Source organism: Pseudomonas moorei, assembly GCF_008801475.1.
In the GTDB taxonomy this organism is placed as follows: Bacteria; Pseudomonadota; Gammaproteobacteria; order Pseudomonadales; family Pseudomonadaceae; genus Aquipseudomonas; species Aquipseudomonas moorei.
Map to the genome: position 1 here is coordinate 45,964 of NZ_VZPP01000013.1, position 17,249 is coordinate 63,212.

Annotated in this window: 22 protein-coding genes; 11 read left to right on the forward strand and 11 right to left on the reverse strand. The window is 59.7% G+C overall.

All coding sequences use genetic code 11. The features are described 5' to 3' along the window. Positions 1 to 9 precede the first annotated feature (9 nt). The 4 genes from F7R06_RS23535 to F7R06_RS23550 all read right to left on the reverse strand — a co-directional run bounded on the left by F7R06_RS23535 (position 10) and on the right by F7R06_RS23550 (position 3,290). Positions 10 to 951, reverse strand: a complete 942-nt coding sequence (locus tag F7R06_RS23535; RefSeq protein WP_090325114.1) for a MerR family transcriptional regulator — start codon at positions 949 to 951, stop codon at positions 10 to 12. Then, a complete protein-coding gene (locus tag F7R06_RS23540) occupies positions 951 to 1,910 on the reverse strand; it encodes a YbgA family protein (RefSeq protein ID WP_090325112.1) in 960 nt (319 codons plus the stop codon). The genes F7R06_RS23535 and F7R06_RS23540 overlap by 1 nt, the downstream gene beginning before the upstream one ends. Positions 1,911 to 2,091: 181 nt before the next feature. Beyond that, positions 2,092 to 2,307: a TIGR02450 family Trp-rich protein gene (locus tag F7R06_RS23545; protein ID WP_090325111.1), complete on the reverse strand. Its 216-nt coding sequence runs from the start codon at positions 2,305 to 2,307 to the stop codon at positions 2,092 to 2,094. Continuing rightward, positions 2,304 to 3,290, reverse strand: a complete 987-nt coding sequence (locus F7R06_RS23550) for an NAD(P)/FAD-dependent oxidoreductase (RefSeq protein WP_047533123.1) — start codon at positions 3,288 to 3,290, stop codon at positions 2,304 to 2,306. The genes F7R06_RS23545 and F7R06_RS23550 overlap by 4 nt, the downstream gene beginning before the upstream one ends. A 198-nt stretch (positions 3,291 to 3,488) precedes the next feature. Between F7R06_RS23550 and F7R06_RS23555 the strand changes: the two genes are divergently transcribed. Next, on the forward strand, positions 3,489 to 4,391 hold the full coding sequence (locus F7R06_RS23555) for a TIGR01777 family oxidoreductase (protein WP_090325109.1): 903 nt from the start codon (positions 3,489 to 3,491) through the stop codon (positions 4,389 to 4,391). Positions 4,392 to 4,404: 13 nt separating this feature from the next. Then, the gene (gene hemH / locus F7R06_RS23560; protein ID WP_090325107.1) at positions 4,405 to 5,430 is read left to right on the forward strand and encodes a ferrochelatase; all 1,026 of its coding nucleotides are present in this window, start codon (positions 4,405 to 4,407) and stop codon (positions 5,428 to 5,430) included. Positions 5,431 to 5,565: 135 nt separating this feature from the next. Here the strand turns inward: hemH and F7R06_RS23565 are convergent, their stop codons facing one another. After that, a complete protein-coding gene (locus F7R06_RS23565; protein WP_090325106.1) occupies positions 5,566 to 6,840 on the reverse strand; it encodes a uracil-xanthine permease family protein in 1,275 nt (424 codons plus the stop codon). Positions 6,841 to 6,842: 2 nt separating this feature from the next. Next, entirely contained in the window at positions 6,843 to 7,481 is a 639-nt protein-coding gene (gene upp / locus F7R06_RS23570; RefSeq protein WP_090325104.1) for a uracil phosphoribosyltransferase, read from the reverse strand. 175 nt (positions 7,482 to 7,656) lie between these two features. Between upp and F7R06_RS23575 the strand changes: the two genes are divergently transcribed. The 4 genes from F7R06_RS23575 to F7R06_RS23590 all read left to right on the forward strand — a co-directional run bounded on the left by F7R06_RS23575 (position 7,657) and on the right by F7R06_RS23590 (position 9,636). Then, positions 7,657 to 8,214, forward strand: a complete 558-nt coding sequence (locus F7R06_RS23575) for a hypoxanthine-guanine phosphoribosyltransferase (protein ID WP_090325102.1) — start codon at positions 7,657 to 7,659, stop codon at positions 8,212 to 8,214. Between the two features lie 4 nt (positions 8,215 to 8,218). Beyond that, on the forward strand, positions 8,219 to 8,692 hold the full coding sequence (locus tag F7R06_RS23580) for a WbuC family cupin fold metalloprotein (RefSeq protein WP_090325100.1): 474 nt from the start codon (positions 8,219 to 8,221) through the stop codon (positions 8,690 to 8,692). Between the two features lie 107 nt (positions 8,693 to 8,799). Continuing rightward, positions 8,800 to 9,285: a hypothetical protein gene (locus F7R06_RS23585; RefSeq protein ID WP_090325099.1), complete on the forward strand. Its 486-nt coding sequence runs from the start codon at positions 8,800 to 8,802 to the stop codon at positions 9,283 to 9,285. Between the two features lie 63 nt (positions 9,286 to 9,348). After that, a complete protein-coding gene (locus F7R06_RS23590; protein ID WP_090325097.1) occupies positions 9,349 to 9,636 on the forward strand; it encodes a PA4642 family protein in 288 nt (95 codons plus the stop codon). A gap of 68 nt (positions 9,637 to 9,704) precedes the next feature. Here the strand turns inward: F7R06_RS23590 and mqo are convergent, their stop codons facing one another. Both mqo and F7R06_RS23600 read right to left on the reverse strand, forming a co-directional pair. After that, entirely contained in the window at positions 9,705 to 11,213 is a 1,509-nt protein-coding gene (gene mqo, locus F7R06_RS23595) for a malate dehydrogenase (quinone) (RefSeq protein WP_090325096.1), read from the reverse strand. A gap of 738 nt (positions 11,214 to 11,951) precedes the next feature. Then, complete coding sequence (locus tag F7R06_RS23600) at positions 11,952 to 12,185, reverse strand: hypothetical protein (protein ID WP_090325094.1); 234 nt, start codon at positions 12,183 to 12,185, stop codon at positions 11,952 to 11,954. Positions 12,186 to 12,389: 204 nt separating this feature from the next. Here F7R06_RS23600 and F7R06_RS23605 point away from each other — a divergent pair, with 204 nt between their 5' ends. After that, positions 12,390 to 12,974, forward strand: a complete 585-nt coding sequence (locus F7R06_RS23605; RefSeq protein ID WP_090325093.1) for a YajG family lipoprotein — start codon at positions 12,390 to 12,392, stop codon at positions 12,972 to 12,974. 137 nt (positions 12,975 to 13,111) lie between these two features. On the opposite strand, the gene F7R06_RS23610 is transcribed toward F7R06_RS23605, so the two are convergent. Next, the gene (locus F7R06_RS23610) at positions 13,112 to 13,318 is read right to left on the reverse strand and encodes a hypothetical protein (RefSeq protein WP_090325091.1); all 207 of its coding nucleotides are present in this window, start codon (positions 13,316 to 13,318) and stop codon (positions 13,112 to 13,114) included. Positions 13,319 to 13,510: 192 nt separating this feature from the next. On the opposite strand from F7R06_RS23610, the gene F7R06_RS23615 reads away from it, so the two are divergent. Beyond that, complete coding sequence (locus tag F7R06_RS23615; protein ID WP_090325090.1) at positions 13,511 to 13,795, forward strand: hypothetical protein; 285 nt, start codon at positions 13,511 to 13,513, stop codon at positions 13,793 to 13,795. Positions 13,796 to 13,871: 76 nt separating this feature from the next. Here F7R06_RS23615 and F7R06_RS23620 read toward each other — a convergent pair whose 3' ends face one another. Then, positions 13,872 to 15,035, reverse strand: coding sequence for a 1-acyl-sn-glycerol-3-phosphate acyltransferase (locus F7R06_RS23620; RefSeq protein ID WP_174552487.1), 1,164 nt, complete (start codon positions 15,033 to 15,035; stop codon positions 13,872 to 13,874). Positions 15,036 to 15,177: 142 nt separating this feature from the next. On the opposite strand from F7R06_RS23620, the gene F7R06_RS23625 reads away from it, so the two are divergent. Genes F7R06_RS23625 through F7R06_RS23635 form a run of 3 tightly spaced genes read left to right on the forward strand, consistent with a single transcriptional unit; the run spans position 15,178 to position 16,289 of the window. Continuing rightward, on the forward strand, positions 15,178 to 15,360 hold the full coding sequence (locus tag F7R06_RS23625) for a CPXCG motif-containing cysteine-rich protein (protein WP_090325087.1): 183 nt from the start codon (positions 15,178 to 15,180) through the stop codon (positions 15,358 to 15,360). A gap of 9 nt (positions 15,361 to 15,369) precedes the next feature. Next, a complete protein-coding gene (locus F7R06_RS23630; RefSeq protein ID WP_090325085.1) occupies positions 15,370 to 15,630 on the forward strand; it encodes a putative signal transducing protein in 261 nt (86 codons plus the stop codon). Between the two features lie 35 nt (positions 15,631 to 15,665). Continuing rightward, on the forward strand, positions 15,666 to 16,289 hold the full coding sequence (locus tag F7R06_RS23635; protein ID WP_090325083.1) for an SOS response-associated peptidase: 624 nt from the start codon (positions 15,666 to 15,668) through the stop codon (positions 16,287 to 16,289). 107 nt (positions 16,290 to 16,396) lie between these two features. On the opposite strand, the gene F7R06_RS31580 is transcribed toward F7R06_RS23635, so the two are convergent. After that, positions 16,397 to 17,239 carry a methyl-accepting chemotaxis protein gene (locus F7R06_RS31580; RefSeq protein ID WP_425524304.1) on the reverse strand — a complete coding sequence of 281 codons (843 nt, stop codon included), beginning with the start codon at positions 17,237 to 17,239 and terminating at the stop codon, positions 16,397 to 16,399. Between the last annotated feature and the right edge of the window lie 10 nt (positions 17,240 to 17,249).

Consider the following 17,249-nt stretch of genomic DNA (forward strand, 5'->3'; position numbering starts at 1 on the left):
GTGCCCGCATTAGATAAGCCCGCGCTGAACCAGTACTTGATGAGCCGTCAAAGGATCTTCAGCCACATACAGATCAGCGATCTCTGATGTTTTTACGGACAACTCGGCGTGGTGGATGCATACCGTTGGTCCGGCAATCATTTTTGGGCAGCTGACGCCATTGAAAAGTTTCGGCAGCTGCGAAGGGTTGATGGCTTTGCTGGAATACAGCAGTACGCCACGGGGTTGCAGATGATCGACCGCCAGCGCCAGTTCGCCGGCGGGCAGGGGCCAGTCGAACACTTCCACCGGGCAATCGGCGCTGCTGATCAGCCACGCGGTCAGCCACAGGTGAGGTTCCAGGGGCAGGTCCGAGTGATTGATCAACAGCAGCGGCGCGGTGTGTAGCTGACGATTGTTATGGTAGATGCGCGCGCCGAATTTGCTGCGCAGCCAGGAGTAAACAAACACCCGCTCCATTTGCGCGCCGAACTGGCCTTGCCAGCGTTGTTCCAGATCGGTGAGCAATGGCATCAGCAGTTGTTCGCACAAGGTCCGTGGCGGATACAGGGCCATGACCTGATTGACAGTGTCGTCCAGCGTGCGCTCGGACAAAGTCGCAACGGCTTGCAACAAGGTCTGGCGAAGACGCTGCCAATCGTTCTCGGTGGACTCGCTGAATTCTTGCGGGGTGTCGAGCAATTGCTTGACCTGGCTGACGGCTACGCCGCGATTGAGCCAGGTGAGGATGGTCAGGATGCGTTGCACATGTTCGGCTGAAAACAGTCGATGCCCCTTGGGCGTGCGTTGCGGCACGATCAGGCCATAGCGTCGCTCCCAGGCGCGCAAGGTGATGGCGTTGACCCCGGTTTGCCGGGCCACTTCACGGATCGGCAGCCAGCCTTCGTCCAGGGCTTTCTTGAAATCGGCGCCGAGGTCTTCACTGGCGCTGCTGTCGAGTGGGGTTTTCATCAGATGGCATTTCGCAGGCTGAGGTTTTCCGGGTGCGGTTGCAGGTAAACCTGCTGCGCGATGTACGGGTCAGGGTGCTGGCGGAAGTGGTGTTTGAGCAGCGTCAGCGGCACCACCAGTGGCACGATGCCGTGACGGTACTGGCCGATGACGTGCTGCATTTCCCGCTTGTCCTCGGCACTGATCGCCTGTTTCAAGTAGCCGCTGATGTGCTGCAGCACATTGGTGTGGGTGCGGCGGGTGGCACATTTTTTCAGGGCCGCCATCAACTCGCTGAAGTAGCGCGGGCCAAGTTCTTTCGGGTCGGTGCGGCCCATGCTGCCCAGCAGATTACCCAGGGTTTTGTATTGCATCGGGTTGTGGGCCATCAGCAGGTATTTGTAGCGCGAGTGAAATTCAGTGAGGCCGCGTCGGGTCAGGCCTTCTTGCAGCAATTGCTGCCAGGCGCTGTAGGCGAACACACGGGTGATAAAGTTTTCGCGCAGTACCGGGTCATTGAGTCGGCCGTCTTCTTCCACCGGTAAATCCGGATGCAGGGCGCAAAACGCCCGGGCATAGATGCCCTGGCCGCCCCCATCGACCGGCGCACCATTTTCGCGGTAGACCTTGACCCGCTCCAGTCCGCAGGAGGGTGACTTCTGCATGAAGATGTAGCCGCTGATGTCGCGCAGCTCTGCGGCCATCTGCCGGCCGTAATCGGCCAGTGGCTGGGTGACGTTGATCTCGCGGTTGATCGTCCCGACGGCTTCGGGTTGATTCGGATCACCGACCAGCCGGATCGGCTCCCGGGGAATGCCCAGGCCAATCGCGACTTCCGGGCAGACCGGCACGAAATCGAAGTAGTCGGTGAGGATGCGGCTGCACAAGCGCGATTCCTTGTGCCCGCCGTTGTAGCGTACCTCTGCGCCGGTCAGGCAAGCGCTAATGGCGATTTTCGGTTTGGCAGGCGACTGGAGCATCGGAGCACCTCGGAATCTAAACCTATACAGACTTCATAATCTGTACAACATAGGTTCATCATAGGTTCAAAGGTGTACAAGTCAAATAGTTTGTATAGGTTTTGGTCGGGGGGCAGAAATCCTCTGCGCGCGCTGGCTCACAGCTGGGAGGTTGGAGGTGTCGCTGTCATCGCCCCAGGTTCTAGTTCCAGCCCAGTTTCCAGCTGTCGCTATTTTTCAAGACCTGCCAGTCGTACCACTCACTGCGTTTGGTCAGCACCGCTTGTAACTCGACTTTCAGCACTGTCCCTTCATCGTCACGCAGCAGTTCAGTCACCAAGAAGTGTTTTTCGCGGTTTTGCGGATGGGCTGCTGTCCATTTCGACAGCAGCAATTTGCTCGGGTTGATGCGGTTCACTGCAGATGCTCATGCAAGCGGCGGGCGGCTTCCTGGCCGCTGAGCCAGGCGCCTTCGACGCGGCCGGACAGACACCAGTCGCCACACGCGTACAGGCCCAGATCGGCATCGGCGAGGGTGCCCCACTCATGGCTGCTTGCCGGGCGGGCATAGAGCCAGCGGTGGGCGAGGCTGAAGCTGGGGGCGGGCATCGCACTGTGCAACAGTTCGGCGAAGGCGCCGTGCAATTGCTCGATCACCGCTTCCTTGGGCAGGTCGATGTGCTGGCGACTCCAGGCGCTGGTGGCATGCAACACCCAGGTGTCGAGGGTGTTGTCGCGTCCTGGTTTACTGCGGTTGCGTGCCAGCCAGTCCAGCGGACTGTCCTGTACGAAACAGCCTTCCATGGGGGTGTCCAGCGGGGTTTCGAATGCCAGGGCGACGGCCCAGGTAGGGTCCATTTTCACCCCGGCGGCAGCGCCGGCAAGCTTCGGTGCCGAGGCGAGCAAGGCGGTTGCCTGAGGCGCCGGCGTGGCGATTACCACATGGCTGAAGGGGCCATGGGTGAAGCCTTCGGCGTCCTGCAGGTGCCAGTGTTCTTCGCCGCGATAGACCTCGGTGATGCGGCAGGCGAAATGCACTTCCAGGTCACCCAGCAGGGCGCGGGTTATGGCGCTCATGCGCGGCGTGCCGACCCAGCGCGTCTGTTCGTCCGGTGACAAGTTGAGCTGTCCGCCGTGGAAGGTGTAGAGCTGGGGTGTCCACTCGGCGACCCAGCCATTGGCCTGCCAGCGTTGCACTTCGGTGACGAAGCGGCGATCGCGAGCGGTGAAGTATTGCGCGCCCATGTCCAGAGCACCCGCGTCGCTGCGCTTGCTCGACATGCGTCCGCCACTGCCGCGGCTTTTATCGAAAAGTTGAACGACATGCCCTGCGTCTGTCAGGGCTTGTGCGGCTGATAACCCGGCTATGCCGGTGCCGATGATTGCGATAGGTACAGTCATAAGGGCCTCGTTTACCTTTCTGTACAGACTACGCCGGGGTTTAAACCTGTACAATATTGTTTTTTGGTATAACTTTTAGCGTTCTCGTTCTGACAGCTTGGCCTATTGTTAAACACAGAGCCTGCCCGATACCAAAAGATCCCTTGCTTATAAAAATAGACTAGTGATCAGGGTAAAACGCCACGCGAGGAAGATGTCATGCACATATTGCTGACCGGCGGTACTGGTTTGATAGGACGTCAGCTCTGCCAACTCTGGTCGAGACAGGGTCATCGCTTGACTGTCTGGAGTCGCAGGCCTGAAAAAGTCGCGAAAATCTGTGGCGCTCAAGCGCGTGGAATCGCAAGGCTCGAAGATCTGGGTGATGCTCCCGTCGATGCCATCGTCAACCTCGCCGGTGCACCGATCGCGGACCGTCCATGGACTCACAAGCGCAAGGCCTTGTTGTGGAGCAGCCGTATTACTTTGACCGAAAGCCTGCTGGCCTGGATCGAGAGCCGCGAACAGAAACCTCAGGTCCTGATATCGGGGTCGGCGGTGGGTTGGTACGGCGATGGCGGCGAGCGTGAACTGACCGAGGACTCGCCACCGGTCAGCGAAGATTTCGCCAGTCAGCTGTGCATCGCCTGGGAGGAGACCGCTCAGCGCGCCGAAGCGTTAGGTGTTCGTGTGATCCTCATCCGCACCGGGCTGGTGCTGTCGGCCGAGGGCGGTTTTTTGTCGCGGTTGTTGCTGCCGTTCAAATGCGGGCTGGGCGGCCCGATTGGCAGCGGTCGGCAGTGGATGCCGTGGATTCACATCAACGATCAAATCGCCTTGATTGATTTTCTTCTGCACCGCAACGACGCCAGCGGTCCATATAATGCCTGCGCACCGAAGCCGGTGCGCAATCGCGAATTTGCCAAAACCCTGGGCAGCGTGCTGCACCGCCCGGCGTTCATGCCGATGCCGGCCTTTGCGTTGAGGATCGGCCTGGGCGAGTTGTCGATGTTGTTGCTGGGCGGTCAGCGAGCCACACCGGTTCGTTTGCTGCAGGCGGGTTTCACTTTCCAGTTCACTGATTTGCGCGCGGCCCTGGATAATTTATCCAGCCGCCTCTGAAATAGGATGTTGCATGACGGATCACGCGTTGCTTCTGGTCAACCTGGGCTCACCCGCCTCCACCTCGGTAGCGGATGTACGCAGCTACCTCAATCAGTTTCTGATGGACCCATATGTGATCGACCTGCCATGGCCGGTTCGGCGTCTGTTGGTGTCGCTGATCCTGATCAAGCGCCCTGAGCAGTCGGCCCATGCCTATGCTTCGATCTGGTGGGAGGAAGGCTCGCCACTGGTGGTGCTCAGCCGTCGCCTGCAACAAGCGGTGGCTGCCCACTGGAAGCACGGGCCTGTTGAGCTGGCGATGCGTTACGGCGAACCGTCCATTGAGTCGTCGCTGCTGCGCCTGGTGGCGGCGGGTCACCAGCGAATCACGTTGGCGCCGCTATATCCGCAGTTTGCCGACAGCACCACGACCACTGTGATCGAAGAAGCCAAGCGGGTGGTGCGCGAGAAGAAACTCAACGTTCAGCTGTCGGTGCTCCAGCCGTTTTACGATCAACCGGAATACCTCGATGCGTTGGTGGCCAGTGCCAAGCCTTATCTGCAACAGGATTACGACCACCTGTTGTTGAGCTTTCACGGCCTGCCTGAGCGGCACCTGACCAAGCTCGATCCGACCGGCCAGCATTGTTTCAAGAATGATGATTGCTGCAAGAACGCTTCGCCGGCCTCCCTGACGACCTGTTACCGCGCTCAATGCCTGCGTAGCGCGGCCGAATTTGCCAAGCGCATGGGCCTGCCGGATGGCAAGTGGTCGGTGTCGTTTCAATCGCGACTGGGCCGGGCGAAATGGATTGAGCCTTACACTGAAGCGCGCCTCGATGAGCTGGCCAAAAGTGGGGTAAAGAAGGTGCTGGTAATGTGCCCGGCCTTCGTCGCCGACTGCATCGAGACGCTGGAGGAAATCGGTGATCGCGGACGGGAGCAATTCCTCGAAGCGGGAGGGGAGGAATTGGTGCTGGTGCCGTGTCTCAACGATGATCCGCAGTGGGCGCGAGCGTTGAGTGCGTTGTGTGAAAGAGCGCCATTGGCGCTATAGGAATACAACCTGTGGCGAGGGAGCTTGCTCCCGCTTGAGTGCGTAGCACTCACAAAACCTTCATCGACTGCGAGAGTTTTGGGGTCGCTTCGCGACCCAGCGGGAGCAAGCTCCCTCGCCACAGGGGTTAATCTGTTACAACAGCGGCTCATTCGCCTTCTTGTGCTTCCAGCTGTCGTTGCCCGGAAGGATCAGGTTCAGCGCAATCGCCACCACCGCGCACAGCGCGATGCCTTTGAGGCCGAAGTCATCGGGACCCGTGCCGGTTCCGATCAGTACGCCGCCAATCCCGAACACCAGGGTCACCGAGACAATCACCAGGTTGCGTGCTTCGCCCAGGTCGATCTTGTGGCGAATCAACGTATTCATGCCAACCGCCGCGATCGAGCCGAACAACAGGCAGAGAATCCCGCCCATTACCGGCACCGGAATGCTTTGCAGCAGCGCGCCGAACTTGCCGATGAACGCCAGGCTGATGGCGAAGATCGCCGCCCAGGTCATGATTTTCGGGTTGTAGTTCTTGGTCAACATCACTGCGCCGGTCACTTCGGCGTAGGTGGTGTTGGGCGGACCGCCGAACAGACCGGCAGCGGTGGTGGCAATGCCATCGCCGAGCAGGGTGCGGTGCAGGCCGGGTTTCTTCAGGTAATCGCGACCGGTCACGCTACCCACGGCGATCACGCCGCCGATGTGTTCGATGGCCGGGGCCAGGGCCACCGGAACGATGAACAGAATCGCCTGCCAGTTGAACTCCGGCGCAGTGAAGTGGGGGAGGGCGAACCATGGAGCCGCAGCAATCTTCGCGGTATCGACCACGCCGAAGTAGAACGACATGCCGAAACCCACCAGCACGCCTGAAATGATCGGTACCAGGCGGAAAATGCCTTTGCCGAACACGGCGACGATCAGGGTGGTCAGCAACGCTGGCATCGAGATCATCATCGCCGTCTGGTAATGAATCAGTTCAGAACCGTCGCCGGCCTTGCCCATGGCCATGTTGGCGGCAATCGGCGCCATGGCCAGGCCAATGGAGATGATCACCGGGCCGATGACCACGGGCGGCAGCAGGCGGTCGATGAAACCGGTGCCTTTGATCTTCACCGCCAGGCCGAGGAAGGTGTAGACGAAACCGGCCGCCATCACGCCGCCCATGGTCGCGGCCAGGCCGAACTGGCCTTTGGCGAGGATGATCGGGGTGATGAAGGCAAAGCTCGACGCCAGGAATACCGGCACCTGACGCCCGGTGACGATCTGGAACAGAATCGTCCCCAGGCCGGCGGTAAACAGCGCCACGTTCGGGTCCAGGCCGGTGATCAGCGGCATCAGCACCAAAGCGCCGAAGGCCACGAACAGCATCTGTGCGCCAGACAGCACCGTGCGCCAGAGCGGATCGTTGAACTCATCCTGCATGGTCAAGCGTCCTTCTGCTTGGTGCCGAAGATCTTGTCACCGGCATCGCCCAGGCCTGGAATGATGTAACCGTGCTCGTTCAATTTCTGATCGATGGAAGCGGTATAGATGGTCACGTCCGGGTGAGCTTTCTCGACCGCCGCGATGCCTTCCGGCGCGGCAACCAGCACCATGGCGCGGATGTCCTTGCAGCCAGCCTTTTTCAGCAGGTCGATGGTGGCGACCATCGAACCGCCAGTGGCGAGCATCGGGTCGATGATCATCGCGAGCCGTTCGTCGATTTCGGGTACGAGTTTCTCCAGGTAGGTGTGGGCTTCGAGGGTCTCCTCGTTGCGAGCCACGCCCACGGCGCTGACTTTGGCGCCCGGAATCAGGCTCAGCACGCCTTCGAGCATGCCGATGCCGGCGCGCAGGATCGGTACTACAGTGATTTTCTTGCCGGCGATTTTCTCGACCGACACGGTGCCGCACCAACCTTCGATATCGTAGGTTTCCAGCGGCAGGTCTTTGGTGGCTTCATAGGTCAGCAGGGCGCCGACTTCCTGAGCGAGCTCACGGAAATTCTTGGTGCTGATGTCTGCGCGGCGCATCAGGCCAAGTTTATGACGGATCAGCGGATGGCGGATCTCGAGGATGGGCATGGGAAAGGCTCCGGCGGCGGGCAAAAAAACCGGCCTAGATTAATCTATCCGAGGGTGTTGTCCTATAGACATACAGTACGTTAGTCCACAAAGGCTTGATCTGGCCGTGCGGGATGCGTACCTTTGCCCGCTTTTCCTCACTTCGTCCCCCCCGTTACCACCCCAGGAGAGCGCCATGTCCGCTGATCTCGAGCATATCCGTCAAGTCATGCGAGAGGCTGACTGCCTGTACACCGAAGCTGAAGTCGAGGCGGCTATCGCCCGCGTCGGTGCGCACATCAATGAGCAACTGGCCGACAGCAATCCGGTGGTGTTCTGTGTGATGAACGGCGGGCTGATTTTCGCCGGCAAACTGCTGACCCATCTGCAGTTCCCGCTGGAAGCGTCCTACCTGCACGCCACCCGCTATCGCAACGAAACCAGCGGCGGCGAGCTGTTCTGGAAAGCCAAGCCGGAAGTGTCGTTCATCGACCGTGATGTGCTGATCATTGATGACATCCTCGATGAAGGCCACACCCTGGGCGCGATCATCGACTTCTGCAAACACGCTGGCGCGCGTAAAGTGCACACTGCCGTGCTGATCGACAAGGACCATGACCGCAAGGCGCGTCCGGACCTCAAGGCCGATTTCGTCGGTTTGCCGTGCATCGACCGTTACATCTTCGGCTACGGCATGGACTACAAAGGCTACTGGCGCAACGCCAACGGGATTTTTGCCGTTAAGGGTATGTAAGACCATGACCAAGACGAGCTTTCTTGATCAAACGCTGTTCGCTGAGCTGGCCGAGAAAGCCGCGGCCAATCCTCGCGGGCGCCAACATCATAATTTTCACCAGATGGAAGAGGCTTGCCACCGCATGGCGGTGGGCTTGCAGCCCGCCACCTATATTCCGCCTCACCGGCACCTGGGGGAAAACAAGGCTGAAACCTTGCTGGTGCTCAAGGGGAAACTGGGCTTGTTGATCTTCGACGAATCCGGCGCAGTGCTGAGCAGGTCGGTCCTGCAGGCCGGTGGCGATTGCGTCGGCGTGGACCTGCCAACAGGTGTGTTCCACGGCCTGGTAGTGCTGGAGCCCGACAGCCTGATGTTCGAATGCAAGGCCGGCCCTTACCGCCCGGTCGGTGAAGGTGAGCTGGCTCACTGGGCGCCGCGTGAAGGCGAGCCGGGTGTCGCGGAGTATCACGCCTGGATGCGTGCGCAGTTCGACTGAACCATGACCTGTAGGAGCGAGCAGGCTCGCTCCTACAGGAGATGTGTCCAGCCATCCAGTCCTGTTAGCTCATGCTAGAGTGCTCAGCCCCGATTCCGGAGCCTGTCATGAGCCGTTCGATCCGTTGCTGCGCCGCCCTGTTGCTGACCCTCAGCCTTCCCCTGGCCGCCGCCCCGGCGCCGATGCACGCGCAATTCTTGCCACCGGACGACCTGTCGCTGCGCGACGCCGATCCTGAGCAGCAGCAATTGATGCAGGTCACGGACTATTCAGTGGTGCTTGGTGCTCAACGCCAGTCCAACCAGCAACCGATTCCGGTCACCTCACAGCTGTCGATCCGCCTCAAGGGCAAGTCCTTGAACAAGGGCGCCACGATCAATCAGGTGCTGGTCTACTTCGATGGCGAAAGCAAAAGCCTGAAAAAACCGGTCTACGACGACAAGAGTAAAACCCTGACGCTCTATTACCCGCTGGCTCAGTACCGGGTGGTGATGGACTTGCTGCGCAATGACACGGTGTATTGCCAGTTCCTCAGTTACGCCAACGGCCATATCTGGGCCGACCTGCACACCGGTAGTGTTCGTCCGCGTTGAGTGCCAGGCCCGCGCAGGGGTAAACTGCCTGCCCCGTGAAATGTCTGCGAGCTGGAGTCGGCAATGCGTAAAGATAAGAAACAAGTGATTGGTGACGAGATCGGCGATGAGCAGATCAAGTTGTTCCTCGATTTCGAACCGGTCGACGCCACTTCGCCTTCGTTGCACAAACTGGTGAAGGCCTACCGTGGCCTGCGTATCGATGATTTCGAGCGTTTTCTGAAGTTCTTCGCCGAAGCCGGCCTGGACCTGAATGGCAAGGATGAGCACGGCAATGATTTTGTCGCCCTGATCAAGGATCAGCGCAACGCATCGGATTACATCGAGCTGATCGAGAAAGCTCGCGGCTGACCGCTTTTCAAAGGCATAAAAAAACGCCCCGCTCTCAATGAGAACGGGGCGTTTTTTATGGGGTTCAATCAAGCGTAGCTTTCGGTTTCGCTGCTTGCCTGAACCAGTTCCAGCGCGACGTTGTTCTGCGTGTTGATCTTGCGATACAGCGCAGCGTCGGTTTCCAGGACTTTTTCACGGGCCGGGAATATTTCTGCCAGTTTGGCAGCCCATTCGCCTTTGGCTTTGCCCGGGAAGCATTTTTCGATCAGCTCGAGCATGATCGAAACGGTCACCGAGGCACCCGGCGAAGCGCCGAGCAGGGCGGCCAGGGAGCCGTCCTTGGCTGCGACCAGTTCGGTACCGAACTGCAGAACGCCGCCTTTTTTCGGGTCTTTCTTGATGATCTGCACCCGTTGGCCGGCCACTTCCAGGCGCCAGTCTTCGGCTTTTGCTTCAGGGTAGAAGCGACGCAGGGAATCCAGACGCTGTTCCATCGATTGCATCACTTCGCTGACCAGGTATTTGGTCAGGTCCATGTTGTTCTTCGCCACGGCGAGCATCGGGCCGATGTTGCCGGCGCGAACCGACATCGGCAGGTCCATGAAGGAACCGTGCTTGAGGAACTTGGTGGTGAAGCCGGCATAAGGTCCGAACAGCAGGGACTTCTTGCCATCGACGACACGGGTGTCCAGGTGCGGCACGGACATCGGTGGCGAACCCACGGCAGCCTGGCTATAGACCTTGGCCTGGTGATGCTTGACCACTTCCGGGTTGTCGCAACGCAGCCATTGGCCACTGATCGGGAAGCCGCCGAAGCCTTTGCTTTCTTCGATGCCCGAAGCTTGCAGCAGTGGCAACGCCGCGCCGCCGGCACCGAGGAACACGAACCTGGCATCGACATCACGGGAATTGCCGCTGTTGACGTCCTTGATGCTGACGGTCCAGCCGCCGTTATTGCGCTTCAGGCCGGTCACACGCTTGCAGTACTTGACCTGGGCATCGGGTGCGCTGGTCAGGTGCTTGAGCAACTGGTTGGTCAAGGCGCCGAAGTTGACGTCGGTACCATTGATCACGCGGGTGGCGGCAAGGGTTTCGCCGGGGTCGCGCCCAGGCATCATCAATGGCATCCACTCTGCCATTGTCGCCTTGTCTTCGGTGTACTCCATGTCGGCGAAGGCGTGGTGCTTGCTCAGCACCTTGAAGCGCTCCTTGAGGAAGGAAACGCCACTTTCGCCCTGCACGAAACTCAGGTGCGGAACCGGGCTGATGAACGATTTGCACGAGCCGAACGTGCCTTTTTTGGTCAGGTACGACCAGAATTGCTTCGACACCTCGAACTGGGTGTTGATGTGCACGGCCTTCTTGATGTCGACGGTGCCATCGGCAGCCTGAGGCGTGTAGTTCAACTCGCACAGGCCAGCGTGACCGGTACCGGCGTTGTTCCACGGGTTGGAACTCTCCGCGGCTCCGGAATCCATCAGCTCGACGACTTCCAGCTTGATCGCGGGGTCGAGCTCTTTGAGCAGCACCGCAAGGGTGGCACTCATGATGCCGGCCCCAACCAGTACTACGTCGACTGCTTCGTAATGCGCCATTTAACGCGTCTCCAAAATCTGCAGCACCAAATTGACGGCATGGCTGCCAGGAGTGACGGGGCATGTCTATGTGGCCCCAGGTACCCATGGCAGGATCGCCATGTCCGAATCTTCGCAATTTTTCGCAACTTCGACGGACGCTACCTGCCGGGTCTAGTCAGAGTCCCATGAACTCATTTCAACGTGCGGCTGGCAATTCGACTTATGGTCGATACATCCGTTTGTGCAACCAAATCCGTAGCGGACAGGCTTCAGGCTCCGGTGTTCGAGGAATACTCGGTCCTGTGTCGTTGGGCTGTTGTAGACGCTAATGGTGCATGTTCAGACGCAAAACTATTCATTTGCTCGCCACACTCTTGTGAAGTTGTGAAAACCCGTTTTTTTCACGCTCTTTTGAAGACGTGAACCTCAAAAAGGGCTGTCCCAGCCTGGCACCGTGCCCGGATGATGTGCCGCCAGGGAATACACGGCAGGCAAAACGGGCAAACAGCTCAGTAACCGAGCGTAATGACAGCTCTGCAGATTCGCGAAAAGAGGGGGGCTGCCAAAGGAACAGCAAGCGCGCCAGCTTCACTCGATCTGTGTGGGCGGCTCTCTGTGGGCGGTGCGGGGTGTCAATACCAGGGTATTGACGATGCTGCGAGGCCCGATCAGGAGACGTCCTTATAATCGGGGGGAGATTGTAGCGAAGAAACGCAGGGAATTGGTCGTGTTTAATGACTTTTATTAGGCGTCTGGTCAGGTGGTTAGCAGTTGTTGCACCCGTGAACGGGATTGAGGCTGGTCGATGCGGGCACCAGCGGGCAGCGGTTGGTGCAGCCAGCAAAGGCGGATTTCTTCGATTTCGACCCAGCCATCGCCCATGGGCTGGAGGCTGCATTGCTTGAATGCCTGGCAATGGCCCTGGCTGTCGAGCAGGGCGAAGCTGCGGTGGCGCGGGCGTGGTGCGAACAGTGATACGAGAACGCGCATGGTCAATTACCTTATGGACGGCTACCGATCAAGGTGACAGCCCGTCGTGACGCGCAGGTGAATGGCGGGTGACGGATGCGTGACAGGAACCGCGCTCTGAAGGGTTTGTCAGAGATTTCAGTAATCGTTGCCTGACCCTAGTTAGCCGCAGTGGCGCACCGCTATACTGCCGGCCTGTTTGTGCCTGATTCTGGAGAGAAGAGCATGTTGCAACGCCTGTTGTTCGGTTTGATTACTGTGACCAGCCTCACGCTGGTCGGCTGCGCCCACAGTCCGCAACAACTGAGTCCGGAACCCAAGCTCACGGCGCAACTGGCGCCGGTAGGCCATGGTCAGCCGGTGGTGGTGCGTGTGGTGGACGGCCGTCCGTCGCCGACCCTGGGCACCCGTGGTGGCCTGTACCCGGAAACCAGCGCGATTACCGTGCAGGGCCAGCAGATCCTGCCGAAGTTGCAGGCTCAGGCTGAAGCCGCCGTGCGCCTGCTGGGCTTCACCCCGACAGCCAATGCGATGAATGCGCCACAACTGACCGTGACCCTGACCGAACTGAAGTATCAGTCGCCCAAAGAAGGCATGTATGTGACCGAGGCGACCATTGGCGCGACGTTCCGCTCCGATGTGCAGAATGCCAACCGTCGTTACAGCGGCCGTTATGGTTCATCCCTGGACCAGCGTTTCGGCATGGCGCCGAACCAGGAAACCAACACCAAGCTGGTCAGCGACGTATTGAGCGATGCCTTGACCCGACTGTTCAAGGACCCGACCGTCGGGCAGATTCTCGGCGAGTAATGCGAGCCCTGTAGGAGCGAGCCTGTCGAATCGTCGCACCGTCGCGATGGTCGTCAACGATTACGCGGGAAATCTGATGCCCCGCGGCGTCCTCAAGCCCATCGCGAGCAGGCTCGCTCCTACAAAGGAAACAGTTCTCAGGCCGCTTGCGAGTAAAACTCCAGCACACTCACACCCGTCAGCAAATCCGCTTCGGGCAAGTCCGCGTGTTGATGGCCGCCGAGCGCGCAGTACACCAGCCAATGGCGGTCCTGAACGTTGAAGGCGAGGCTGCCGACGAGGGTTTGTTGTTCGTCGCTGTGATTGATGAGGTAGAGGCGATCCTGGTTTTCGGCGTGCAACATGACGCAGTCCCTGTCGGTTTTGAGGGGCGACAGACTGACGTATTCAGATGACGGCCCCATGACGCAGGACAACCATTGGTCGAATGCTTGTTATTTGTCGGAAAGACAGGGCAGGCGCAGAGGCTTTCGGTAGAATCCGCGCCGCAGTCGCCGGTTCGGCGTCCGTCACACCGGTTTTGCCAGAGGTTTGTCATGTCGTTGCATTTGATGACGCTGTTTACCACCCATCCCGCCAAATTGATCAATCTGCTGGCCTTGCTCTTTGCGTGCCCTGGCGGATGGCTGCTGCACGCAGCCCGTCGCCGTGAGCTGCGCGCGATCGCCAGCCTGCAAGCGCAGAGCCAGAGCCGTCGCGTCGATGAGCCCATGCTATTGCTCGATGGTGCGACGCTGCGCATGAACCGGTTTTTCTACGCCTTCGGTTTTGCCTGCCTGGGGTTGGCGTTGCTGGTGTCGTGGATCAGCACTCGAGTCTGAACCTGATGTAACCCGGTAGTAATCAGAAAACAAAAACGGCGCCCCAAAGGCGCCGTTGTCGTCTCTGCGAATGGCCTTACAGCGGCAACCCGGCCTTCACGCGGTACTGATTGCGTACCGGCGTCGCATATTGCAGCACCAGGAACGGGCGATGCTCTTCGGGGCAAGCGTCCAGGCGCTGTTGCCATTGCTCCTGGGCCTTGGCCAGTTCGGCGGCCGGGAATATCTCGGCGGCGCTCGGCACATGCAATTGCGGGTCGGCGTCCTTCCATTGCGCATAGGCCAGGTAGTGCACCGGGAACAGGCGGTAGCCGCCGAGGATTTGCTTGTCCATTTCGACAGCCAGTTGCTTGGTGTCCTCGAACAGTTCAGTGATCGGCGCGGCAAAGTTCACATGGACCCGGCCTTTGTAACCGGTAATGCCTTTGGCGATGCTGACGTCGTCCTCGCCCGGCGCCTTGGTGTAGCTGCCGGTGGTAGCGCGAATATAAAGCTCGCGGGCCTTGGCCAGGTCGCACGGGTCGTATTCGTAGCTGATCGACACCGGCGTGAGGTTCAGCGAGCGGATGACTTCGCCGAACGGCTCGTCCTTGCGGCTCATGTGGAACATCTTGAGGATCGCCGACTCGGTACGGTCGTCGCCGTCCTTGGCCCGGCCCTCGGCCTGGGCGATCCAGATCGAGGCGCAATCGTTGCGGATAGAATGATTGATGTACGCCGAGAGCAACTGGTAGGCCGCCATCTTCTCGCGGCGGCCGGTGATCGAACGGTGCACGATGAAGCTCTTGTTCAGACGCATCAGGTCGCTGACGAAGGGCTTTTGCAGCAGGTTGTCGCCAATGGCGATGCGTGGAGTCGGCAGGCCGGCGTGGTACACGGCGTAGTTGACGAAGGCCGGGTCCATCACGATGTCGCGGTGGTTGGCGATGAACACATAGGCGCTGCCGGACTTGAACTGCTCGACGCCGGTGTACGTCACGCCGTCCGTGGCCCGCTCGATGGTGTGGTCGACATACACCTCGACTTTGTCCTGCAAGGAGGCGACCGAATTGACACCGGCGAACTCACGACGCAGCCGATGAGCTATAAGAGGTTTGAGCGCCCAGCCTAAAGCGCCAGCAAAACGCGGGAAGCGGAAGTGGGTGAGGATATCTAGAAACGCCTTGTCGCCGAGCAGCCGTGCCAGTACTGCCGGGACTTCGCTGTCGTCGTAAGGTCGGATGGCATCGAATTCGCCCATCATGCTCTCTTGTTAGAAACGGCTAGGGTAAGTAAAGGTTTTGATCGAAAACCGGCGGGACACGGTCTGAAAAAGTAGTCAGACAAAAATGGCCCTGCAAATAGACCGGCGATTATACGCACAAGTCACTTGGGAGACCGCGATGCTGGAAACCGAGCATTATCAATGTCCGTATTGTGGTGAAGATTGCGAGGCGGTTCTGGACTTGTCTGGCGGCGATCAGCAGTACATCGAGGACTGTCCGGTGTGTTGTCGGCCGATTGTGTTCACACTGCAAACCGATGGTCAGGAATGGATGCTCGACGTGCATGCCGAAGACGAGTGAGAGCCCTTTATGCAGCGCATCTATGAACCGGAAAACCTGATGGAAGGCGAGTTGCTGCAAAGCATGCTGGCCAGCGAAGGCATCGAAGCGCATCTGGTCGGTCGCGATCTGGTGGGTGGCAGCGGCGAGCTGCCAATCTTCGGCCTGCTGGGGTTGGCGGTGGAGAACGATCAGGCGCAATACGCCCGGGAGCTGATCACCGCGTACAATGCCGCGCTGCCGCTGTCCGGCGATGAACCGGAAAGCTTTCCCGGCACGCTGGTCTGTTAGGCTGGCGTTCGTTTGATCAAGAGTCGTGCTGCCCCATGTGTGGACGTTATGCCCTGTTTCGCTGGAATCCCGCCTTCGCGGCCCTGCCCGGTTTTCCCGCCGATCAGCAGGCGCAGTGGAACATTTCCCCCAATGATTCAGTGTTGATGCTGCGTGCGGGCGCGGATGGCCAGCGTGAACTGGCCCGTGCCCGTTGGGGGCTGACGCCGCCCTGGCTGACCGATCTGTCGCGCACCCCGGCCCATGCCCGCGCCGAAACCGTTGCTGAACAGCCGATGTTTCGCCAGGCCCTGCGCGAACGCCGCTGCCTGTTGCCGGCCAACGGTTTCTATGAATGGCGCGGCACCACGCGCAAGCGTCCGTACTGGTTGACGCCGGGGGAGGGCTCGTCGTTGTTTTTCGCGGCCATCTGGGAAGCGTATCCGGTGCAGGAACAGGTGTGGTTGAGTACGGCCGTGATTACCCAGCCTGCCGCCAGTCAGCGCCGACCGCTGATTCTCGATGCGGCGGGGCAGGACCTCTGGCTCGATCCGGAAACGCCGTTACATGCCTTGCAGGCGTTGCTGGCCAGCGAACCCGCGGCATTGCGCGAACGGGTGCTGGCGAACATGGTCAATGATCCGAAGCTCAATGGGCCGGAGTGTTTGACGCCGGGTTGAGTTCTTTGGCGACTGGTCCGGCCCCATCGCTGGCAAGCCACACAGTGGATTTGTGAACACCACAGGTCTGTGTGGGAGCTGGCTTGCCAGCGATGAAGGTCCTCGAATCAAACCCTGAACTGATTGATCAACCGCCGCTGTTGTTCGGCCAGTTTGGTCAGGTCCGCACTGGCCGCGCTCGATTCATCCGCGCCGCCGGCCACTTCATTGGCCACCTGGCCGATGTTGATCACGTTACGGTTGATATCGTCGGCCACCGCGCTTTGCTCCTCGGCGGCGCTGGCGATCTGGGTGTTCATGTCGTTGATCACCGACACCGCTTTTGTAATGGTTTCCAAGGCCTCTGCCGCTTTCGCCGCGTGTTGCACGCTTTCGTCGGTGCGGTTCTGGCTGTCTTCCATGACCCGCACCACGTCCCGAGTGCCTTGTTGCAGCTGTTGAATCATGGCCTGGATTTCTTCCGTGGCTTTCTGGGTCTTCTGCGCCAGATTGCGCACTTCGTCAGCCACCACCGCAAATCCTCGGCCCTGTTCACCGGCCCGTGCCGCTTCAATGGCGGCGTTCAAGGCCAGCAGGTTGGTTTGTTCGGCAATTCCGCGAATGGCCGTGAGGATCGCGTTGATGTTTTCACTGTCCTTGGCCAGGGTCTGCACGACGCCGACCGCGCGGCCGATTTCCAGTGCAAGCGCGCCAATGGAGGTCGAGGTGTCGCGGACGATTTGCATACCCTGACTGGCAGCCTGATCCGCATGACTGGCGGCCTGTGCAGCCTGGGTCGCGTTGCGTGCCACATCCTGGGCGGTGGCGGTCATCTCGTGCACCGCGGTGGCGACCTGGTCGATCTCGGCCATCTGCTTGTGCACCCCGGTGTTGGTGCGAATGGCGATGTCGGCGGTGTGTTCCGACGAATCGCTGACGCTCTGCACCGAGGCCACCACCTGAGTGATCATCGCCTGCAAC

What these genes read in the sequence shown, in the direction of transcription:
- F7R06_RS23535 (WP_090325114.1), bottom strand. Translation starts at nt 951, where the DNA reads ATGAAAACCCCACTCGACAGCAGCGCCAGTGAAGACCTCGGCGCCGAT.
- F7R06_RS23540 (WP_090325112.1), bottom strand. Translation starts at nt 1,910, where the DNA reads ATGCTCCAGTCGCCTGCCAAACCGAAAATCGCCATTAGCGCTTGCCTG.
- F7R06_RS23550 (WP_047533123.1), bottom strand. Translation starts at nt 3,290, where the DNA reads ATGACTGTACCTATCGCAATCATCGGCACCGGCATAGCCGGGTTATCA.
- F7R06_RS23555 (WP_090325109.1), top strand. Translation starts at nt 3,489, where the DNA reads ATGCACATATTGCTGACCGGCGGTACTGGTTTGATAGGACGTCAGCTC.
- hemH (WP_090325107.1), top strand. Translation starts at nt 4,405, where the DNA reads ATGACGGATCACGCGTTGCTTCTGGTCAACCTGGGCTCACCCGCCTCC.
- F7R06_RS23565 (WP_090325106.1), bottom strand. Translation starts at nt 6,840, where the DNA reads ATGCAGGATGAGTTCAACGATCCGCTCTGGCGCACGGTGCTGTCTGGC.
- upp (WP_090325104.1), bottom strand. Translation starts at nt 7,481, where the DNA reads ATGCCCATCCTCGAGATCCGCCATCCGCTGATCCGTCATAAACTTGGC.
- F7R06_RS23575 (WP_090325102.1), top strand. Translation starts at nt 7,657, where the DNA reads ATGTCCGCTGATCTCGAGCATATCCGTCAAGTCATGCGAGAGGCTGAC.
- F7R06_RS23580 (WP_090325100.1), top strand. Translation starts at nt 8,219, where the DNA reads ATGACCAAGACGAGCTTTCTTGATCAAACGCTGTTCGCTGAGCTGGCC.
- F7R06_RS23585 (WP_090325099.1), top strand. Translation starts at nt 8,800, where the DNA reads ATGAGCCGTTCGATCCGTTGCTGCGCCGCCCTGTTGCTGACCCTCAGC.
- F7R06_RS23590 (WP_090325097.1), top strand. Translation starts at nt 9,349, where the DNA reads ATGCGTAAAGATAAGAAACAAGTGATTGGTGACGAGATCGGCGATGAG.
- mqo (WP_090325096.1), bottom strand. Translation starts at nt 11,213, where the DNA reads ATGGCGCATTACGAAGCAGTCGACGTAGTACTGGTTGGGGCCGGCATC.
- F7R06_RS23600 (WP_090325094.1), bottom strand. Translation starts at nt 12,185, where the DNA reads ATGCGCGTTCTCGTATCACTGTTCGCACCACGCCCGCGCCACCGCAGC.
- F7R06_RS23605 (WP_090325093.1), top strand. Translation starts at nt 12,390, where the DNA reads ATGTTGCAACGCCTGTTGTTCGGTTTGATTACTGTGACCAGCCTCACG.
- F7R06_RS23610 (WP_090325091.1), bottom strand. Translation starts at nt 13,318, where the DNA reads ATGTTGCACGCCGAAAACCAGGATCGCCTCTACCTCATCAATCACAGC.
- F7R06_RS23615 (WP_090325090.1), top strand. Translation starts at nt 13,511, where the DNA reads ATGTCGTTGCATTTGATGACGCTGTTTACCACCCATCCCGCCAAATTG.
- F7R06_RS23620 (WP_174552487.1), bottom strand. Translation starts at nt 15,035, where the DNA reads ATGGGCGAATTCGATGCCATCCGACCTTACGACGACAGCGAAGTCCCG.
- F7R06_RS23625 (WP_090325087.1), top strand. Translation starts at nt 15,178, where the DNA reads ATGCTGGAAACCGAGCATTATCAATGTCCGTATTGTGGTGAAGATTGC.
- F7R06_RS23630 (WP_090325085.1), top strand. Translation starts at nt 15,370, where the DNA reads ATGCAGCGCATCTATGAACCGGAAAACCTGATGGAAGGCGAGTTGCTG.
- F7R06_RS23635 (WP_090325083.1), top strand. Translation starts at nt 15,666, where the DNA reads ATGTGTGGACGTTATGCCCTGTTTCGCTGGAATCCCGCCTTCGCGGCC.
- F7R06_RS31580 (WP_425524304.1), bottom strand. Translation starts at nt 17,239, where the DNA reads ATGATCACTCAGGTGGTGGCCTCGGTGCAGAGCGTCAGCGATTCGTCG.